General features: G+C 56.4%; 13 protein-coding genes, 1 tRNA gene and 1 riboswitch. Of the genes, 4 read left to right on the plus strand and 10 right to left on the minus strand.

Annotated features, from left to right (window positions below; genetic code table 11):
* The first annotated feature begins 64 nt into the window (after window positions 1–64).
* Window positions 65–160, plus strand: a riboswitch (TPP riboswitch).
* A 33-nt stretch (window positions 161–193) separates the two neighbouring features.
* The 3 genes from thiM (at window position 194) to fbaB (ending at window position 3,026) form a co-directional block, all read left to right on the plus strand.
* Window positions 194–979, plus strand: a complete 786-nt coding sequence (gene thiM / locus LH22_RS09185) for a hydroxyethylthiazole kinase (protein ID WP_038645885.1) — start codon at window positions 194–196, stop codon at window positions 977–979.
* On the plus strand, window positions 976–1,776 hold the full coding sequence (thiD, locus tag LH22_RS09190) for a bifunctional hydroxymethylpyrimidine kinase/phosphomethylpyrimidine kinase (protein ID WP_038645887.1): 801 nt from the start codon (window positions 976–978) through the stop codon (window positions 1,774–1,776). Before thiM ends, thiD begins: the two co-directional genes overlap by 4 nt.
* A 197-nt stretch (window positions 1,777–1,973) precedes the next feature.
* Complete coding sequence (gene fbaB / locus LH22_RS09195; protein ID WP_038649997.1) at window positions 1,974–3,026, plus strand: class I fructose-bisphosphate aldolase; 1,053 nt, start codon at window positions 1,974–1,976, stop codon at window positions 3,024–3,026.
* A gap of 225 nt (window positions 3,027–3,251) precedes the next feature.
* Here fbaB and LH22_RS09200 read toward each other — a convergent pair whose 3' ends face one another.
* The 5 genes from LH22_RS09200 to LH22_RS09220 form a co-directional block, all read right to left on the minus strand.
* Window positions 3,252–3,938, minus strand: a complete 687-nt coding sequence (locus LH22_RS09200) for a GntR family transcriptional regulator (RefSeq protein ID WP_038645890.1) — start codon at window positions 3,936–3,938, stop codon at window positions 3,252–3,254.
* Between the two features lie 98 nt (window positions 3,939–4,036).
* Complete coding sequence (locus LH22_RS09205; RefSeq protein WP_038645893.1) at window positions 4,037–5,497, minus strand: mannitol dehydrogenase family protein; 1,461 nt, start codon at window positions 5,495–5,497, stop codon at window positions 4,037–4,039.
* A gap of 52 nt (window positions 5,498–5,549) precedes the next feature.
* Entirely contained in the window at window positions 5,550–6,833 is a 1,284-nt protein-coding gene (locus LH22_RS09210) for an MFS transporter (RefSeq protein ID WP_038645896.1), read from the minus strand.
* Window positions 6,834–7,026: 193 nt separating this feature from the next.
* On the minus strand, window positions 7,027–8,037 hold the full coding sequence (locus LH22_RS09215) for a Zn-dependent oxidoreductase (RefSeq protein ID WP_038645898.1): 1,011 nt from the start codon (window positions 8,035–8,037) through the stop codon (window positions 7,027–7,029).
* A gap of 410 nt (window positions 8,038–8,447) precedes the next feature.
* A tRNA-Asn gene (locus LH22_RS09220) sits at window positions 8,448–8,523 on the minus strand.
* Window positions 8,524–8,831: 308 nt separating this feature from the next.
* Here LH22_RS09220 and LH22_RS09225 point away from each other — a divergent pair.
* Complete coding sequence (locus tag LH22_RS09225) at window positions 8,832–9,953, plus strand: Gfo/Idh/MocA family protein (protein WP_038645900.1); 1,122 nt, start codon at window positions 8,832–8,834, stop codon at window positions 9,951–9,953.
* A gap of 358 nt (window positions 9,954–10,311) precedes the next feature.
* Here LH22_RS09225 and yegS read toward each other — a convergent pair whose 3' ends face one another.
* From yegS to mdtD, 5 genes are all read right to left on the minus strand, one after another.
* Window positions 10,312–11,211 (minus strand): lipid kinase YegS, encoded by a 900-nt coding sequence (yegS, locus tag LH22_RS09230; protein ID WP_038645902.1) that lies wholly within the window; start codon window positions 11,209–11,211, stop codon window positions 10,312–10,314.
* A 232-nt stretch (window positions 11,212–11,443) separates the two neighbouring features.
* Complete coding sequence (yegQ, locus tag LH22_RS09235) at window positions 11,444–12,811, minus strand: tRNA 5-hydroxyuridine modification protein YegQ (protein WP_038645904.1); 1,368 nt, start codon at window positions 12,809–12,811, stop codon at window positions 11,444–11,446.
* Between the two features lie 140 nt (window positions 12,812–12,951).
* Window positions 12,952–13,659 (minus strand): two-component system response regulator BaeR, encoded by a 708-nt coding sequence (gene baeR, locus LH22_RS09240; RefSeq protein ID WP_038645906.1) that lies wholly within the window; start codon window positions 13,657–13,659, stop codon window positions 12,952–12,954.
* A gap of 3 nt (window positions 13,660–13,662) precedes the next feature.
* Window positions 13,663–15,054, minus strand: a complete 1,392-nt coding sequence (baeS, locus tag LH22_RS09245; RefSeq protein WP_038645908.1) for a two-component system sensor histidine kinase BaeS — start codon at window positions 15,052–15,054, stop codon at window positions 13,663–13,665.
* Complete coding sequence (gene mdtD / locus LH22_RS09250) at window positions 15,051–16,457, minus strand: multidrug transporter subunit MdtD (protein WP_038645910.1); 1,407 nt, start codon at window positions 16,455–16,457, stop codon at window positions 15,051–15,053. The genes baeS and mdtD overlap by 4 nt, the downstream gene beginning before the upstream one ends.
* Between the last annotated feature and the right edge of the window lie 11 nt (window positions 16,458–16,468).

Raw genomic sequence — 16,468 nt, forward strand, 5'->3', positions numbered from 1 at the left:
TTTCAAAGCACCACGATTTACAACCCCCCGAACTGCCCTTATCCTGTGTGCGGCATGTTCACCATGCCATGACTCGGGGTGCCCCTGTTAAACAGGGCTGAGATACACCCGCTGACCTGATCTGGATAATGCCAGCGTAGGGAAGTCAGATGCCTGACCGCATTCGCCTTCTTGATCGCCGGTTGGGAGTTTTATGACACAGCCTGACCTTCTTACCCCCGCGCAACTCGCGCAATCCCTACAGCTGCTGCGTCAGCAGGCACCGCTGGTGCACTGCATGACCAATGACGTGGTGCAAACCTTCACTGCCAATGTGCTGCTGGCTCTACAAGCCTCGCCTGCGATGGTGATCGATGCGGAAGAAGCCGCGCAGTTTGTGAGCTTTGCCGATGCGCTGCTGATCAACGTGGGCACCTTAACCCGCGACCGGCGCGATGCGATGCTGGCGGCGGTGCAATCCGCAGCCAAAGTCGGCACGCCCTGGACGCTCGATCCGGTGGCCGTCGGCGCACTCTCGTTACGTACCGAATTCTGCCAACAGTTGCTAAGCCTGCATCCCGCCGCGATTCGTGGCAACGCGTCGGAAATCCTCGCGCTGGATAACCAGGCTGCCGGCGGACGCGGCGTGGACAGCGTGCATCAGACCGATGCGGCACTGAGCGCGGCACAACAGCTGGCGCAGGATTACCACACGCTGGTGGCGGTCACTGGCGAAGTCGATTACGTCACCGATGGTACACGCACGCTGGCGATTCCTGGCGGCAGCCCGCTAATGACGCGCGTGGTAGGCACCGGTTGCGCGCATTCAGCCGTGGTCGCAGCCTTCAGCAGCTTGCCGGGCGACCGTTTACAGCATGTGGCGGCGGCGTGCCGTGTGATGTCTCTGGCGGGTGAACAGGCGGCACGTGCCGTTCAGGGGCCAGGCAGCTTTGTCGCGGCTTTCCTGGATAACCTCTGGACGCTGGAGGTCACCGTATGAAACGCATTAATGCTTTAACCATTGCTGGTACTGACCCTAGCGGCGGCGCGGGCATTCAGGCCGATCTGAAAGCCTTCTCCGCACTGGGTGCTTATGGCACCAGCGTGATCACCGCGCTGGTGGCGCAGAACACCTGTGGCGTGCAGTCGGTGTATCGCATCGAACCTGATTTCGTCGGTGCGCAGCTGGATTCCGTGCTGGACGATGTGCGCATCGATGCCGCCAAAATCGGCATGCTGTCTGAAACCGCGATTGTCGAAGTGGTTGCCGAAAGGCTGAAACGCGCCAGCCTGCCGTTTGTGGTGCTGGATACGGTGATGATCGCCAAGAGTGGCGATCCGCTGCTGTCGCCCGATGCGGTTGCCAGCGTGCGAGAACTGCTGCTGCCACAGGTGTCGCTGATCACGCCCAATCTGCCCGAAGCCGCTGCGCTGCTGGGGCGGGATATGGCGCAGGATGAAAAAACCATGCTGATGCAGGGCGATGCGCTGTTGGATCTCGGTTGTGAAGCCGTATTGATGAAGGGCGGACATCTCAGTGATGCCGAAAGCCCGGATTGGCTAATCACTCGCGCGGGCCGTCAGCGCTTTACCGCACCACGCGTCAATACGCGCCATACCCACGGCACCGGCTGTTCGCTGTCCGCGGCTTTAGCGGCACTGCGTCCACGTCATGATAACTGGGCGGACACGGTCACCGAAGCCAAAGCCTGGTTGCAGCAGGCCTTGCTGCATGCGGACTCGCTGGAAGTGGGTAAAGGCATTGGGCCAGTGCACCATTTCCATCAGTGGTGGTAGGCAAGCATTAAGGCGTGCCTCTGCGTTGCAGGATGCAATCTGCAGGCCGCCCATCGCAAGGTGGCAGAATTTTTTTACTGCGTATCCGTCTGAAAAATGGTGTCAGCAATTTGCCAGCCTGGCGCATTTCGGTCCAGGCTGTTGGGGGCAAATCGGCCATTGCCGGTTCCATTCCAGCCATTTATTCAGGAGCCATCATGACGGACATCGTACAGTTATTGGGCAAAGAAGCGGATTCTCTTCTTCAACATCGCTGCATGACCATTCCAGCGGACAGCCTTTATTTACCGGGCGCGGATTTCGTCGATCGCGTGATGATCGACAACAATCGTTCTCCTGCCGTATTACGTAATATGCAAACCCTGTACAACACCGGTCGTCTGGCGGGCACCGGCTATCTGTCGATTTTGCCGGTCGATCAGGGTGTTGAACACTCAGCGGGCGCTTCCTTCGCCGCTAACCCGGCTTATTTTGATCCGAAGAACATCGTTGAGCTGGCGATTGAAGCGGGCTGTAACTGCGTGGCTTCAACTTATGGCGTGCTGGCCTCGGTATCACGCCGCTATGCGCACCGCATTCCGTTTATGGTGAAACTCAACCACAACGAAACCCTGAGCTATCCCACCCAATACGATCAAACCCTGTATGCCAGCGTTGAGCAGGCATTCAATCTGGGTGCGATTGCGGTGGGCGCGACCATCTATTTTGGTTCTGAGCAGTCACGCCGTCAGATTAAAGAGATCTCGGCCGCCTTTGAGCGTGCACATGAACTGGGTATGGTGACGGTGCTGTGGGCCTATCTGCGTAATGATGGCTTCAAGAAAGACGGCGTGGATTATCATGCCAGCGCCGACTTAACCGGCCAGGCCAACCATCTGGCGGCGACCATTGGCGCAGACATCGTGAAGCAGAAGATGGCCGAGAACAATGGCGGCTACAAGGCGGTGAAATTCGGTCACACCGATGAGCGCGTCTACAGCAAGCTGACCACGGAGAACCCGATCGATCTGGTGCGCTACCAACTGGCGAACTGCTATATGGGCCGTGCAGGGTTGATCAACTCGGGTGGCGCATCAGCCGGAGACACCGACATTGCCGAATCAGTGCGTACTGCGGTGATCAATAAGCGTGCGGGCGGGATGGGGCTGATTCTTGGCCGTAAGGCGTTCAAGAAGTCGCTGAAAGAGGGCGTTCAACTGATTAATGCGGTTCAGGATGTCTATCTGGCGAAAGATGTCACGATTGCGTAATTGATTGCCCAAATCCCTTCCCGCAAGCGGGAGGGGAACCGATCCAGCGAAGTATCCATTGAAGAATCAATGACAGCATTGGGGCGAAATCTTATCTGCAAAGCTCGCTTTACTGGCCAGCACTTCGCTTTTCACTCACCCGCAAACCGCACTTTACTCACGCTCTGCTGTATCCCCCTTAGTTGTGTGTAAGGGGCGGGGTGAGGGCATCAAATTGCTGAGGAACTAAGGCGATTCAAACCACTCGCTATTACGCTCAGCAATCGGCGTAATGGTCAAAATCATCTCCTGCAGATGACGGCGCATCGCCGCTTCTGCCGCTTCAACATCTTGCGCTTTTAACGCCTGGTAGATGTTTTCATGCTGCTGAATCAAGCTTTCCGGTGGCGACACTTCGCTCAGGGTCAGGAAGCGCACGCGATCCATGGTGGCTTTGATGTTCTCCACCGTTTCCCACGCCAGCAGGCAGTTAATCCCTTCGGCAATCAGGCGATGAAACTCATCGTCCAGCGTTAAAAACGCCTGGCTGTCGTGGCGTTCAGCAGCTAAGCGTTGCAGCTGTAAGTTATGCTCCAGCGCCATCAATCCCTCAGGGGTGATCTCCTGCGCAGCACGACGCACCACGGCGATCTCCACCGCTTCACGGATAAAACGGCCGTCAGCCACGCGCTGGGCGGAAATCTTGCGCACGAATGTGCCACGCTGCGGCAGCACCTGCACCAGGCCCGCTTCCGCCAGTTTGATAAAGGCTTCGCGTACCGGCTGGCGCGACACATTAAAGCGCGCGGACACTTCCTTTTCCGACAGCAACGAGCCCGGATGAATGGCGCAGGTCACGATATCTTTGCGCAGATAACGATAGATCTGCTGATTTACGGGTTCGCTGGTGGTTATGGTATAGGCAATCGACATGCAGCAATATCCGTATTACGGCTGGCCTACGCCAGCCCGATGAGAAAGGTTCAGTCTAATCAGCACGCTGCATCTGCGCTACACATTTGTGAAAGCGCTTAAGCCTGCGTCACAAGGGCTTGCACCGTGGCGCGTGCCCCTTGCGTATTAAGCTGGTTATACAACTCGATGACGCGCGAGACAAAGGCGGTCTGATAACGCAAATCATCGCCAAACACCGCTTGTATCCGCAGTAAAGCTTCGACGCGCTGTGCACCGTCATCGCTGTGCGCAACGATACTCGCCAATTGTTCTTTCATTGGGTCGCGAATCTCAATCGCCTGCCCTTGCTCATCGACACCGCTCACGTAACGCATCCAGCCCGCCACACCGAGCAGCAGATAGTCACAAGAGGTGCCGTTACGCAGATGCCAGCGCACGCTGTCCAGCAAACGCTGCGGCAGCTTCTGTGTGCCATCGGTAGCGATCTGGTAAGTGCGATGCTTGATGGCGCGGTTTTCGTAGCGTGCAATCAGCGAGTCGGCATAAGCGGTGAGATCCACGCCCTGAGTGCGCAGTGTCGGGGCCTGATCCTGCAACATCAGCGCGCGCGCCGCCGTGCGGAAGTGGTTGTCGGCCATGCAATCGCTGATGTGTTCATACCCGGCGAGGAAGCCAAGATAGGCGAGGAAGGAGTGGCTGCCGTTGAGCATGCGCAGCTTCATCTCTTCGAACGGCAACACATCACTTACCAGTTCAGCACCGGCGTTTTCCCATGCCGGGCGGCCATTGACGAAGTTGTCTTCGATGACCCACTGGAAGAAAGGCTCGGCTTCCACCGCGACCGGATCGCTGCTGCCTAAGCGTGCTTCCAGCGCATCAAATGCTGCATCCGTCATCGCGGGGACGATGCGATCCACCATGGTGGAAGGGAAGGTGATGTGCGTTTGAATATACTCTGCCAGTTCGTGGCTGTGGCGTTCTGCCAGTTGGGTGATGACGTTGCGCGTGACGTGACCGTTCTCAGGCATGTTGTCGCAGGACATCACGCTGAACGGCGGTAATCCACGCTCGCGACGACGGATAATCGCCGCCAGAATCAGGCCCGGCAGTGAACGGGGCAGCGTGGGGTTTTCCAGGTCATGCACGATATCAGGATGATCCGGGTTGAGCTTGCCGCTGGAGGGCATATAGCAATAGCCTTTCTCGGTCACCGTCATCGAGACAATCGCCACATCTGGCTGGCTCATCGCCTCAATCACCGCATCAATGCCGTCGCCTTTGCCATGCAGCGCTTGCGTCACCACGCCAATCACGCGGGTGTGCAGGCTGCTATCGGCCATCTCGGTAAGGGTGTAGAGCAAATCCTGCTGGCGCAGCGCCTGAATCAATGCGCCGCTGTTGAGATTCACTTCGCAGTAGCCCCAGTCACTGCCTTCCGCCGCCAGTTTATCGGTGGCGAGCGCCTGATGCGCACGATGAAATGCACCAAAGCCGATGTGTACCATGCGGGTTTTCAAATGGCTGCGGTCATAAGCGGGACGTTGGACGTCGGCGGGAAGGCGATCAAGCTCTAACATGCGTTTTCCTTTTAGCAAACGGGGCGCTGAGCGCCCCATTATGGTCAATCTGTTATGCGGACACCGGTTTATCTATGGTCTTTGGGCTACGAATCACAAACAGCACTAACATCGCACCAATCCCGGCGACACAGCCCGCCAGAATAAAGGCGCTATCGAATTTGCCGGTGTGCTGCACGATAAAGCCCGTGACAATCGGTCCAACAATCCCGGACAGGCTGCCAATCAGATGGATAAAGCCACTGATGCTGCCGACACGGCTTTTGTGCACCACATCCTGAATAATCGCCCAGTAAATCGCACCGGTGATGTAGAGGAAGAAGATGGAGATCGACATCATGATCACCGCCGAATTGACCTCTTTAATCGTTCCCGCCAGTGCCACGCAGATCGCGGCAGCCAGCAGCGAGACCACCAGCACGATTTTGCGCGACAGCAGCAGCTTGCCCGTGATGTTGAAAATCTTATCCGAGATCCAGCCGCCCAATGCCAGGCCGACGAAGCCGACAATCCACGGGATCATAGTGGTGATACTCATGGATTTGATGTCCAGACCGTGCGCCTGCACCAGATAGGCCGGGAACCAGCTCAGGAAGAAGAACAGAATGTAGTTGTAGCAGAAGAAGGCAAAAGCGGTCACCAGGATAATCGGCTGACGCAGGTAGTAGCCCATGCCGTGCGCTTTGCCGGTCGGATCGATAACATCAGCCGGTTCTTCCGCTTTCAGTTTTTCGACCAGTGCGCGCTCTTCTGCAGAGACTTTTTTGCTGCGCGCGGGATTATCTGCGGCGAAGTAGAACCACAGGCACATCCACACCAGACCAATCAGGCAGATCACCACGAACGCCGGACGCCAGCCGAATGACAAGGCCAGATAACCGACAATCGGACCGGCTACCGCGCCACCCAACGGTGAACCGGCACTCAGCAAGCCCATCGCGGTAGCCGCCTGTTTTTTCGGGAACCAGCCGTTAATCGCTTTGTTGGCCGAGGCGCAGATCGGGCCTTCCGCCATGCCGAACAGCACACGCAGAATCATCATCGACCAGAAGCCAGTCGCCAGTGCGGTCATTCCGCAGAATAGCGACCACATACCGACAGCGGTGCCGAGCACGATGGTAGGGCCGAATTTATCGGTCGCCAGGCCACCGATAAAGTTAAACAGCGCGTAGCCAAAGAAGAAACTACCGAAAATCATGCCGAACTGTTCGGCGTTGATCATCAGATCTTTTTCTACCAGCGGTACAGTCAGAGAAAGGGCAATACGATCGAGGTAGTTGATCATATAAACCAGGAACAACAGCAGTACGAGGGTCCAGCGTAGATTCTTTAACATAGAAACTCCGTTTCCCCGTCATGCTCCAATCTGTCTTTAAGTTGGCTGCGTGATTGCACCCCATTCACTTTTCGTTGTAAGCGTCTGGGGGCTTAACCACTGGCCGCCTTGATACAGCCTGAAGCATTGAGAGGATTATTATATTGGCCGGCAGGTACGCACCGGATTAAGGACACCTGGTGTGAAGATTAACTTAACCCATGTGCAGAATCACTTTGCAGCAAGTGCGCGGATCTTTTTCGAACAGCGTCATCGCACGTTCAATCTCCGCCAGCGGGAAATAGTGCGTGACGAGTTTTTCTGGCTGAATCTGACCTTTCTCCATCCACTCAATCACCTGCGGGAAGCGATGGCTGTTAAGACGCGAAGTGAACAGCGACAGCTCTTTGCTGGTTAATGCCTGCTGCGTAATGCTGCAAGGTTCACCAGAGAAGCCCAGCAGGCCAATACGCGCCGCCGGAGAGGCGAGGGCAGCGGCTTCGGCCAGGATGGTGGGATGGCAGGCGGCATCAATGATCAGCGTGGGTTGCACGCCTTCAAGCTGTGCGGCCAGCGGAATGTCGCTGTTGTTGAACACCTGATCGGCGCCATTTGCTTGCGCCAGCGCCAGACGTTCCGGCAGGCGATCCACCACCAGCACTTTTTCTACGCCGTAGACGCCTTTGAGCACCTGAATCGCGGTTAAGCCCATCGGGCCTGCGCCGTAAATCAGCGCCACGTCATTGACCTGCGGCTTAAGGAAGGCGGTGATGTTCGCCGCGATGGTGAAGGGCTCCACCAGGCTGGCCAGTTTGTCGGGAATGGAAGCCGGCAGAGCGAATGCGTTCTTCGCCGGTGCCACCGCGAACTCGCTGAAACCGCCGTCACGGTGCACACCGATCACCTGCAATTCTTTGCAGACGTTCGGGCGGCCGATGGAGCAAGGGTAGCAGTGCCCGCAGCTCACCACCGGATCCACCGCGACACGCTCACCGATACGCGCGGCATCCACGCCTTCACCGACGGCATCGATCAAGCCGAAGAACTCGTGACCAATCACGCGCGGGTATTTGGCGAAGGGATTATGGCCGTGCCAGATGTGCACATCTGAACCGCAGATACTGGCAAACTGTACTTTGACACGCACTTCGCCTGCGGCAGGTTCTGGCAATGCGCGTTCTGCCAGCACCAGTTCACCCGGTTGTTCAATTACGACACTTTTCATCATTTACTCCTTGCCAGATACACGCTCAATCGCTGGATTTGGCATCAACGTGGATGCAATGAATGAAAAATACGCTTGCTAATACTACCATACAAGTCGGCGTTAAAGAGTTGTGAAGAGAGTCACAGAGTGCAGGGAGGGTGAACGACGAACTGTGTCGGTTTGGGAGATGGGGCGGGGGAATTTGAGGTGGGGCTGCAAGAATCAGAATATGCAGAGATGTGAGATGTGGGATGTTCAGCTTGGGTTGAGATGCTTAGGCAGGCCTAAGGTATTCAAACTGGATGTCGATGTTCAGATTGAGTTTAAGGTCTTCAGGCAGGATTGAGGAGGTGAGTTGGCTTCGAGATGTTCATGCCAAATTTCAGGCATAAAAAAAGCAGCCTGATAGGCTGCTCTTTTCAAGAATTTGGCTCCTCTGACTGGACTCGAACCAGTGACATACGGATTAACAGTCCGCCGTTCTACCGACTGAACTACAGAGGAATCGTTTGGAACGGGGCGCATAGTAACGAGCAGGCTCTGGGTTGTCAAAGGCCTTTTCCACATTTTTTACTGACTGCTGAATAAAGCGTCAATTTTGCGTTTCTCTTCCCTTTCACGCGGCGAATTACCCTCGATATCGGGCCTGTTTGTGATGTAAGTCACTAATGCTATGCAAAATTACATTCTGATTTGTCGATTCTGTCGAATACCTCGCATGTATGATCACAGATATTTCATTTCGTCGTTGTCGGAGCCAAAAGCGAAACATATATTCCAGATCAATTCCCACCCACAACTCCAGGTGCAGCATGAACAAAGTCAGAATCGGTATGATCGGCAGTGGTTACATTGGTCGTTGTCACGCCATTGCTTACGCGCAGGCCCCCACTGTTTTCGCACTGAAAGGTGAAATCGTGCGGGAAATGCTGGCAGAGGTGAACCCGGAACTGGCCGCGAAACAGGCGGCAACCTTTGGCTTTGCCCGTTCAACCGGCGACTGGCATGAGCTGGTGCGCGATCCCAACATTGATGTGGTCGATATCTGCGCGCCGAACTTCCTGCACAAAGAGATGGCGCTGGAAGCGATTCGTAACGGCAAACACGTTTACTCGGAAAAACCGCTCTCCCTGTCCGTGGCCGATGCAGAAGAGATGGTGCAGGCCGCGCAGCAGGCAGGCGTCAAAACGCTGGTGGGCTTCAACTACATGAAAAACCCGACCAGCCAGCTGGCGCGTGAAATCATTGCGCGCGGTGAGATTGGAGAAGTGATTCATTTCTACGGTACGCATAATGAAGATTATCTGGCACGTCCGGAAACACCGCTCGATTGGCACTGCCAAAAAGCGCTGGCCGGTTTAGGTGCGCTGTGCGATTTGGCGGCGCATATCGTCAATATGGCGCACTATCTGGTCGGGGATATCGAAGAAGTCAGCGGCGATATGATGACGGTGATTAAACAGCGTCCCGATCCGAAAGATCATTCACGTTTGTTGCCAGTTGAGAACGAAGATCAGGCCAGCGCGCTGCTGCGCTTTAAAAACGGTGCGCACGGTGTGTTTGAAACTTCACGCATCGCCTGCGGCAGCAAAATGGGCCTGACCTATGTGGTCACCGGCACCAAAGGCACCCTGCGCTACACCCAGGAGCGTATGGCCGAGCTTGAGCTGTATATCCATGATGAACCCGCTGGACGTCAGGGCTTCAAAACCATTCTGACCGGCCCGGCCCATCCTGATTACGCCAACTTCTGCGTATCAGCCGGTCATGGTATTGGTTTTAACGATCAGAAAACCGTCGAGATCCGCGATTTGATCAACGGTATCGCGGCAGGCGATCGCATGTGGCCTGATTTTGCCGAAGGCTTGCAGGTACAGAAAGTACTGGAAGCGGTCGCGGTGTCCGCCGTCGAGCGTCGCTGGATGAAGGTGTAACGCCTACTCGTCAAGTGCAATCCCTGGATTAATAGCACGCACTCAAGCTAATAAGCAGGCTGGGGGCCGTTCTGGGGCAGGCACTTCGCAGCGCTGAACGGAATGAGGAAGCCAGGAGAGCCAGCATGGATGCTGGCGAAAGGCGCAGCCGGAACAGGGATGTTCCGTCTGCGCCGGTCCGTCAGGCTGACGAGTGAAGTGAAGGTACCGCGTCAGCGGCGCGAGGACCGCCAAGCCCAGAACGGCCCCCAGACGGCGACACCACGGGCCCCCTAAAATCCATCACCACCAGCTCTCCAGACTGCGTCATCCCCGGCAACCAACCCGCTCTTATCACCTGCCTCTCAACTGACAAACATCACGCCAGCAGTGGGCACTGCGGCGGCAGACGGCAGCTCAGCGCGCCGGGCATCACTTCAATTTCAAATTCACTACCGGTCAGCGGCTCGCCATCCAGATTAAACGTCATCTCATGCGGGGAGCGAATGCGTAGCGATTGCAACTGCGCCGAGACAATATTCGGGTTCTCATCATTGCGCGTCAGCGAATGCAGTAGCGTTGGCAACAGCTCCTGCGCGGTCACAATGCTCAGATTCAGCTGCCCATCATTGATCAACGCATCCGGACACAACTTCTGCCCGCCACCCGCCTGACGACCATTACCAATGCCGATCACCAATGCATCGCCTTGCCACGCAAAGCCCGGTCCGCTGATCTCACAACTATCCGGCTTCAGCGCATCCACCCGCATCAAACCGTGAATAAAGTACGACACGCCGCCCAAAGCCGATTTCAATTTCTCCGGCGTCTCCGTGGTGATACGCGTGCCAAAGCCACCGGTCGCCATATTGATAAAATAGCGATCGCCATTCACGCGCGCCAAATCAATCGCGCTGGCTTTGCCCAACACCGCCAGACGCAGTGCCGGTTCCATCTCCGCTGGAATACCGACGCTGGTGGCGAAATCATTGGCCGTGCCAAGCGGCAGAATACCCAGCGCCGGACGTTGCTCTTCAGCCACCGCCGCCAGCGCTGTGGCAATCTCATTGATGGTGCCATCGCCGCCACCGGCGACCACGGTTTCAGCCTGCAACGCCACCGCTTCCTGCACGTAACGGTCGCCGTCGCCCTTTTCCCAGGTCACGCGCACCGCCAGATTAAAGCCTTCCTCACGCAGCGTATTAACCGCCGCACGCAAATCTTCATTGCCCGCGCCTTTTCCATTGAGGATCAGCAGCGTCAGTGGTTTGTTTTGCATAATCAGTTCCTTGAGGCGAAATACGATGCAGTGGTTATAGCATAGCTGGACGGGGAACTTTATCGGCGGGCGATGAAAAAAAGAAAACCCGCACGGGGGAGCCGGGCGGGTGAATGAGGTGGTTCCTGGTACTACCTGCTGTTTATTGTTACTCGTTAGCAGCAGGCGGGATTCTAAAGCGAGGCGCAGTGGCGGTCTGTGATCCTGTTCTAACTTCGCGCCTTTCTTTTCATTATGTGCGCTTTTTTCCGTGCGGATCGTAGGTGCTGTTGCCATCAGTAAAATTACGCATCAACAAGGCAAAGGCCAGATCCACCGATTCCGGTACCGGGATCCACACGCGATGTCCATCGCCCGGTGCCACCTCCACCGCCGCGCCTTTATCATTTTGCATCGATTCCAGCGTACAGTTCAGATTGCCCTGCGGCGTCATGATCTCCACGGAATCCCCGAGCAGAAACTTATTCTTCACCGCGATCTGCGCCCAGTCACCGCGACGCTCACCGGTAAATTCCCCGACAAACTGCTGGCGTTCGGAAACGGAGAAACCCTGCTCATAGTTCTGATAACTGTCATGAGTATGACGACGCAGGAAACCCTCGGTATAGCCGCGATGCGCCAGACCTTCCAGCGTCTCCAGCAGCGCCGGATCGAACGGCTTACCGGCTGCCGCATCATCGATGGCGCGACGATATACCTGCGCGGTGCGAGCACAGTAATAGAAAGATTTGGTACGGCCTTCAATTTTTAATGAATGCACGCCCATCTGGCTCAGGCGCTCGACGTGGGCCACCGCGCGCAAATCCTTTGAGTTCATGATGTAAGTGCCGTGCTCATCTTCAAAGGCACTCATCACTTCACCGGGCTTCATCTTCTCTTCTAATAAAAATACGCGGTCGGTCGTTGCGCCAACGCCCAGCGTGGGCTCCTGCACCTCAACCGGCTGATGGAAACCGACAATATTGCCCACCTCATCCTGTTTGCCTTCTTCTACTTTATATTCCCAGCGGCAGGCGTTGGTGCAGGTGCCCTGATTAGGATCGCGCTTGTTGAGATAACCCGACAACAGACAGCGGCCGGAATAGGCCATGCACAGTGCGCCGTGCACGAAGATCTCAATTTCCATCTCTGGCACCTGCTGGCGAATCTCAGCAATCTCATCCAGCGACAGCTCGCGCGACAAGATCACGCGGGTCAGCCCCATCTGCTGCCAGAACTTCACGGTCGCCCAGTTCACTGCATTTGCCTGCACTGACAGATGAATCGGCATCTCAGGAAAGGCTTCGCGCACCAGCATAATCAGGCCGGGATCGGACATGATCAACGCATCGGGCTGCATCTCCACCACCGGCGTCAGGTCGCGGATAAAGGTTTTCAGCTTGGCGTTATGCGGCGCGATGTTCACCACCACGTAGAATTTCTTACCCAGCTGGTGGGCTTCTTCAATGCCTTTGGCCAGCACTTCGTGGGTGAATTCATTGTTGCGTACGCGCAGGCTGTAGCGCGGCTGACCGGCATACACGGCGTCAGCGCCGTAGGCAAAGGCATAGCGCATATTCTTCAGCGATCCCGCTGGAGAAAGGAGTTCAGGTTTAAACATGGAGGGAAATCTCACTGATGTCAGGTCAGCATGCCATCGGCGATGGCAGGTGCACGAGCCGCATCAAACGGCCCTGCAAAAGGTGGGGAATTGTAGGCAGGGCCGCCGCTGAAGTAAATTGATCTACATCAAGCTAAGCGCTACATCAGGCGACAGACGTCCGCTTCCCAGCGATAACCCATGCCGTACACCGCGCGAATAAACGGCTGCTCCGCATCGAGATTTTCCAGCTTACGACGCAGGTTTTTGATATGGCTATCGATAGTACGGTCGGTGACCACGCGATAATCGTCATAAAGATGGTTCAGCAACTGTTCGCGCGAGAACACTTTACCCGGCTCCAGCGCCAGGGTTTTCAGCAAGCGGAATTCAGCAGGGGTCAGTTCCAGTTGCTGTTCACGCCAGCTGGCCTGAAAACGCCCTTCATCAATCAGCAGATGCGAGGCGAGTTGCGCCTCTTCGGGCGAACGTTTCACGCGGCGCAGAATGGTTTTCACACGCGCCACCACTTCACGCGGGCTGAAAGGCTTGCAGATGTAATCGTCTGCGCCAATCTCCAGCCCCAGCAAGCGGTCAATCTCCTCGGTGCGCGCGGTGACCATGATGATCGGCAGCTCAGAGAAACGGCGGATCTCGCGGCACAGCGTTAAGCCATCACGGCCCGGCAGCATCAAATCCAGCAGCATCAAATCTGGCGGCGAGTGCTGCACATAGCTCAGCACCTCATTGCCATCCGCAATATGGTGAGTGCGATAGTTGGACGCCTGCAGATAATCAATCATCAGCTGCGCCAGTTTGGGTTCATCTTCAACAACAAGGATCAGTGGATCGTGATTATCCGGGCTCATAAGCTATTTCTGGTGAGGAACATACGGCAAGTTTAGCGCGATTTGCAGCCCACCTAAATCAGAGTGATCCGCAGAAATGCTGCCGCTGTGTGCTTCAACAATGTTTTTACAGATCGCCAGACCCAATCCAGAGCCGCCGCTGGCGCGATTGCGTGAACTTTCAGCGCGGAAAAAACGCTCAAAAAGATGTGCCTGATGCTCAGCGTCCACGCCAGGCGCGCTATCCGCAAAGCGTAACTGCCAGTATTTGCCGTGTTGCTGCAGGCTGACCCGTACTTCGCCACCGGCATCTGTGTAACGCAGGCTATTCTCCAGCAGATTCGTGAACAACTGCATTAAACGATCGGGATCGCCAAAGCTTTCCGCTTTGGGCGGCAGTGCGAGAGTGAGCGTCAACTCCCGGCTGCGATAGCGCTCGCCGAAACTGCCTGCCACCACTTCCAACAGATTCACCACATCCACCGGCTGTTTACGATAGGCGAGGGCGCCCGCGTCAGACAACGACAGCTGATGCAGGTCGTCCACCAGTTTGGTCAGCACCACCACTTCGCTCTGCAGTGAGGTGATGGCTTCCGGCGTCAGCTTGCGCACACCATCCTGCATCGCTTCCAGCTCACCGCGCATGATCGCCAGCGGCGTGCGCAGCTCGTGGGAGATATCGGCCATAAAAGCGCGGCGGTTACTTTCGTTCTTTTCCAGCGAACTGGCGAGCTGGTTAAAATCGCGCGCCAGCTGGCCGATTTCATCACTGCTGCCCACTTCCACTCGTGTGGAAAATTTACCTGCCGCCAGCTCGTGGGTGCCATCCACCAGCCGTTTCACCGGGGCCAGCAAGCCACGCGCCAGCAGCCAGGTGACCAGCGCCGCCAGCAGCGTGGTGAGCGTGACGATCATCCAGCTGGTACGCCGCTGCTGCAGGTCAAAGTTGATATCGGTGCTGCGCGTTAGCCGCTCAGCGGGCGAGGCGATCACCCAACCCACCACTTTGCCCGTGCTGGTGGTGATGTTGCGACGGGTGCCTTCCGGCGGCACCGGCGAGTGCGGCCCGGACAACACTTTATACTGCTGATCAATAATCCAGAATTGAGTGCGCCAGCCGTGTGGCGGTAGCTGCGTACTGCTGCCGGGATTTTGTTCCATCGAACGCAGAATGGTGAAAATCAGCCGATCGTTGTTCCGCAGGAAATCCCAGTCGCCGTGCTGCTCGTACTGATCCGCCAGTGCATCGCTCAGCAGGGTTAAGCGTTGCTCATTGCCTTTTTTGATGTAATCGACAAAGCCATGCTCAAAGCTGAGACGCACGCCCCAGTGCATGGTGATGATCACCAGCATGCAGGTGGAAAATATCGCCACAAACAGCTTGGCGCCAATGCCGAGTTTCACCGGCTGCTTCATGCTTTTCTCCTGCCTCTGAGATCCACGTTCTTACTCACATCTTTTGGTACGCGCCAGAACACCAGTGCCGGCAACACAATCACTAACGCCATGCACAGATAGGTATAAATAAAGGTTTGATGCGCGGCGGCGCTGTTGGTCACGGCACCGTGTGCGAAGGCACCCAGCAGTAAACCGGCCACCGTGACGCCAATACTCATCGACAACTGCATGATCATCGAGAGCAGGCTGTTGCCGCTGGAGGCCAAATCATCCGGCAACTCTTTCAGCGTTAAAGTATTCATTGAGGAGAAGCGGATGGCATTCACCATTCCTTGCAGTAGCAGCACCACTGGCAGCATCCACACCCAACCGAGCAGCGCCACGGCCGGGAACAGCAACACCACCAGCGCCAGCGCGACTGTCGCACCGACCAGCGCATTACGGTAGCCGAACAGATTCACGATGCGCACCACCACGCGTTTGGTGCCCATGTTGCCCAGCACCATCGGGATCATCATCAATCCGGCGTGGAATGGGCTGTAGCCGAGGCCCACCTGCAGAAAGATCGGTGTCATAAACGGCAGCATGCCGCTACCGATACGGCCGGTGAAGCTGCCGAGCAGGCCAATCGAATAAATACGGTTGTCGAACAGCTTGAGGCTAAACAGCGCATTGTCGTTATTGCGGCCGTGCATCAGGTAGAACAGCAGGGAGAACACACCGACCAGAATCAACAGGCCGAGCAGCAGCGGGGAACCGCCGGTGCTGCGTTGGCCGTCGAGCGCCAGCGTCAACGTTGCCATGCCAACCGCCAGCAGCACGAAGCCGAGGAAATCAAAGCGCTTGGTTTGCATTGTGTAATTCGGCATCAGCATCAGGGTGGCAATCGCACCGATAATCCCCACCGGAATGTTGATCAGGAAAATCCAGTGCCAGCTGGCGTACTGCACCAATATCCCACCCAGCGCCGGGCCGAGCAGCGGACCGATTTGCCCGGGCGTGGTGACAAAGGTCATCGCCGACATGTACTGTTCGCGCGGCACGATTTTCATCACCGTCAAACGCCCTACCGGCACCATCATCGCACCGCCCACGCCTTGCACCACACGTGCCATCACCAGTTGATCGAGTGAGGTGGAGAAGGCGCACAGCACCGATCCGATGCTGAACAGCACAATGGCGCAGAAGAAAATGTTGCGTACGCCGAAGCGATCCGCCAGCCAGCCGCTGATCGGTAGTGTCACCGCCACCGTGAGCACATACGACACGATCACCGAGTGCATATTGAGTGGGCTAACGTTGAGATCGCGCGCCATCGAAGGAATGGCGGTATTCACGATGGTGGTATCCAGCGCCTGCATAAAAAAGCCGAAGGCGACGATCCACAGTTGCCAGCGCACGGTGGCATTTTGCGAGTTCATGGAGAGTACCG

The organism is Pantoea rwandensis (assembly GCF_000759475.1).
Taxonomy (GTDB): Bacteria; Pseudomonadota; Gammaproteobacteria; order Enterobacterales; family Enterobacteriaceae; genus Pantoea; species Pantoea rwandensis_B.

What these genes read in the sequence shown, in the direction of transcription:
- thiM (WP_038645885.1), top strand. Translation starts at nt 194, where the DNA reads ATGACACAGCCTGACCTTCTTACCCCCGCGCAACTCGCGCAATCCCTA.
- thiD (WP_038645887.1), top strand. Translation starts at nt 976, where the DNA reads ATGAAACGCATTAATGCTTTAACCATTGCTGGTACTGACCCTAGCGGC.
- fbaB (WP_038649997.1), top strand. Translation starts at nt 1,974, where the DNA reads ATGACGGACATCGTACAGTTATTGGGCAAAGAAGCGGATTCTCTTCTT.
- LH22_RS09200 (WP_038645890.1), bottom strand. Translation starts at nt 3,938, where the DNA reads ATGTCGATTGCCTATACCATAACCACCAGCGAACCCGTAAATCAGCAG.
- LH22_RS09205 (WP_038645893.1), bottom strand. Translation starts at nt 5,497, where the DNA reads ATGTTAGAGCTTGATCGCCTTCCCGCCGACGTCCAACGTCCCGCTTAT.
- LH22_RS09210 (WP_038645896.1), bottom strand. Translation starts at nt 6,833, where the DNA reads ATGTTAAAGAATCTACGCTGGACCCTCGTACTGCTGTTGTTCCTGGTT.
- LH22_RS09215 (WP_038645898.1), bottom strand. Translation starts at nt 8,037, where the DNA reads ATGAAAAGTGTCGTAATTGAACAACCGGGTGAACTGGTGCTGGCAGAA.
- LH22_RS09225 (WP_038645900.1), top strand. Translation starts at nt 8,832, where the DNA reads ATGAACAAAGTCAGAATCGGTATGATCGGCAGTGGTTACATTGGTCGT.
- yegS (WP_038645902.1), bottom strand. Translation starts at nt 11,211, where the DNA reads ATGCAAAACAAACCACTGACGCTGCTGATCCTCAATGGAAAAGGCGCG.
- yegQ (WP_038645904.1), bottom strand. Translation starts at nt 12,811, where the DNA reads ATGTTTAAACCTGAACTCCTTTCTCCAGCGGGATCGCTGAAGAATATG.
- baeR (WP_038645906.1), bottom strand. Translation starts at nt 13,659, where the DNA reads ATGAGCCCGGATAATCACGATCCACTGATCCTTGTTGTTGAAGATGAA.
- baeS (WP_038645908.1), bottom strand. Translation starts at nt 15,054, where the DNA reads ATGAAGCAGCCGGTGAAACTCGGCATTGGCGCCAAGCTGTTTGTGGCG.
- mdtD (WP_038645910.1), bottom strand. Translation starts at nt 16,457, where the DNA reads ATGAACTCGCAAAATGCCACCGTGCGCTGGCAACTGTGGATCGTCGCC.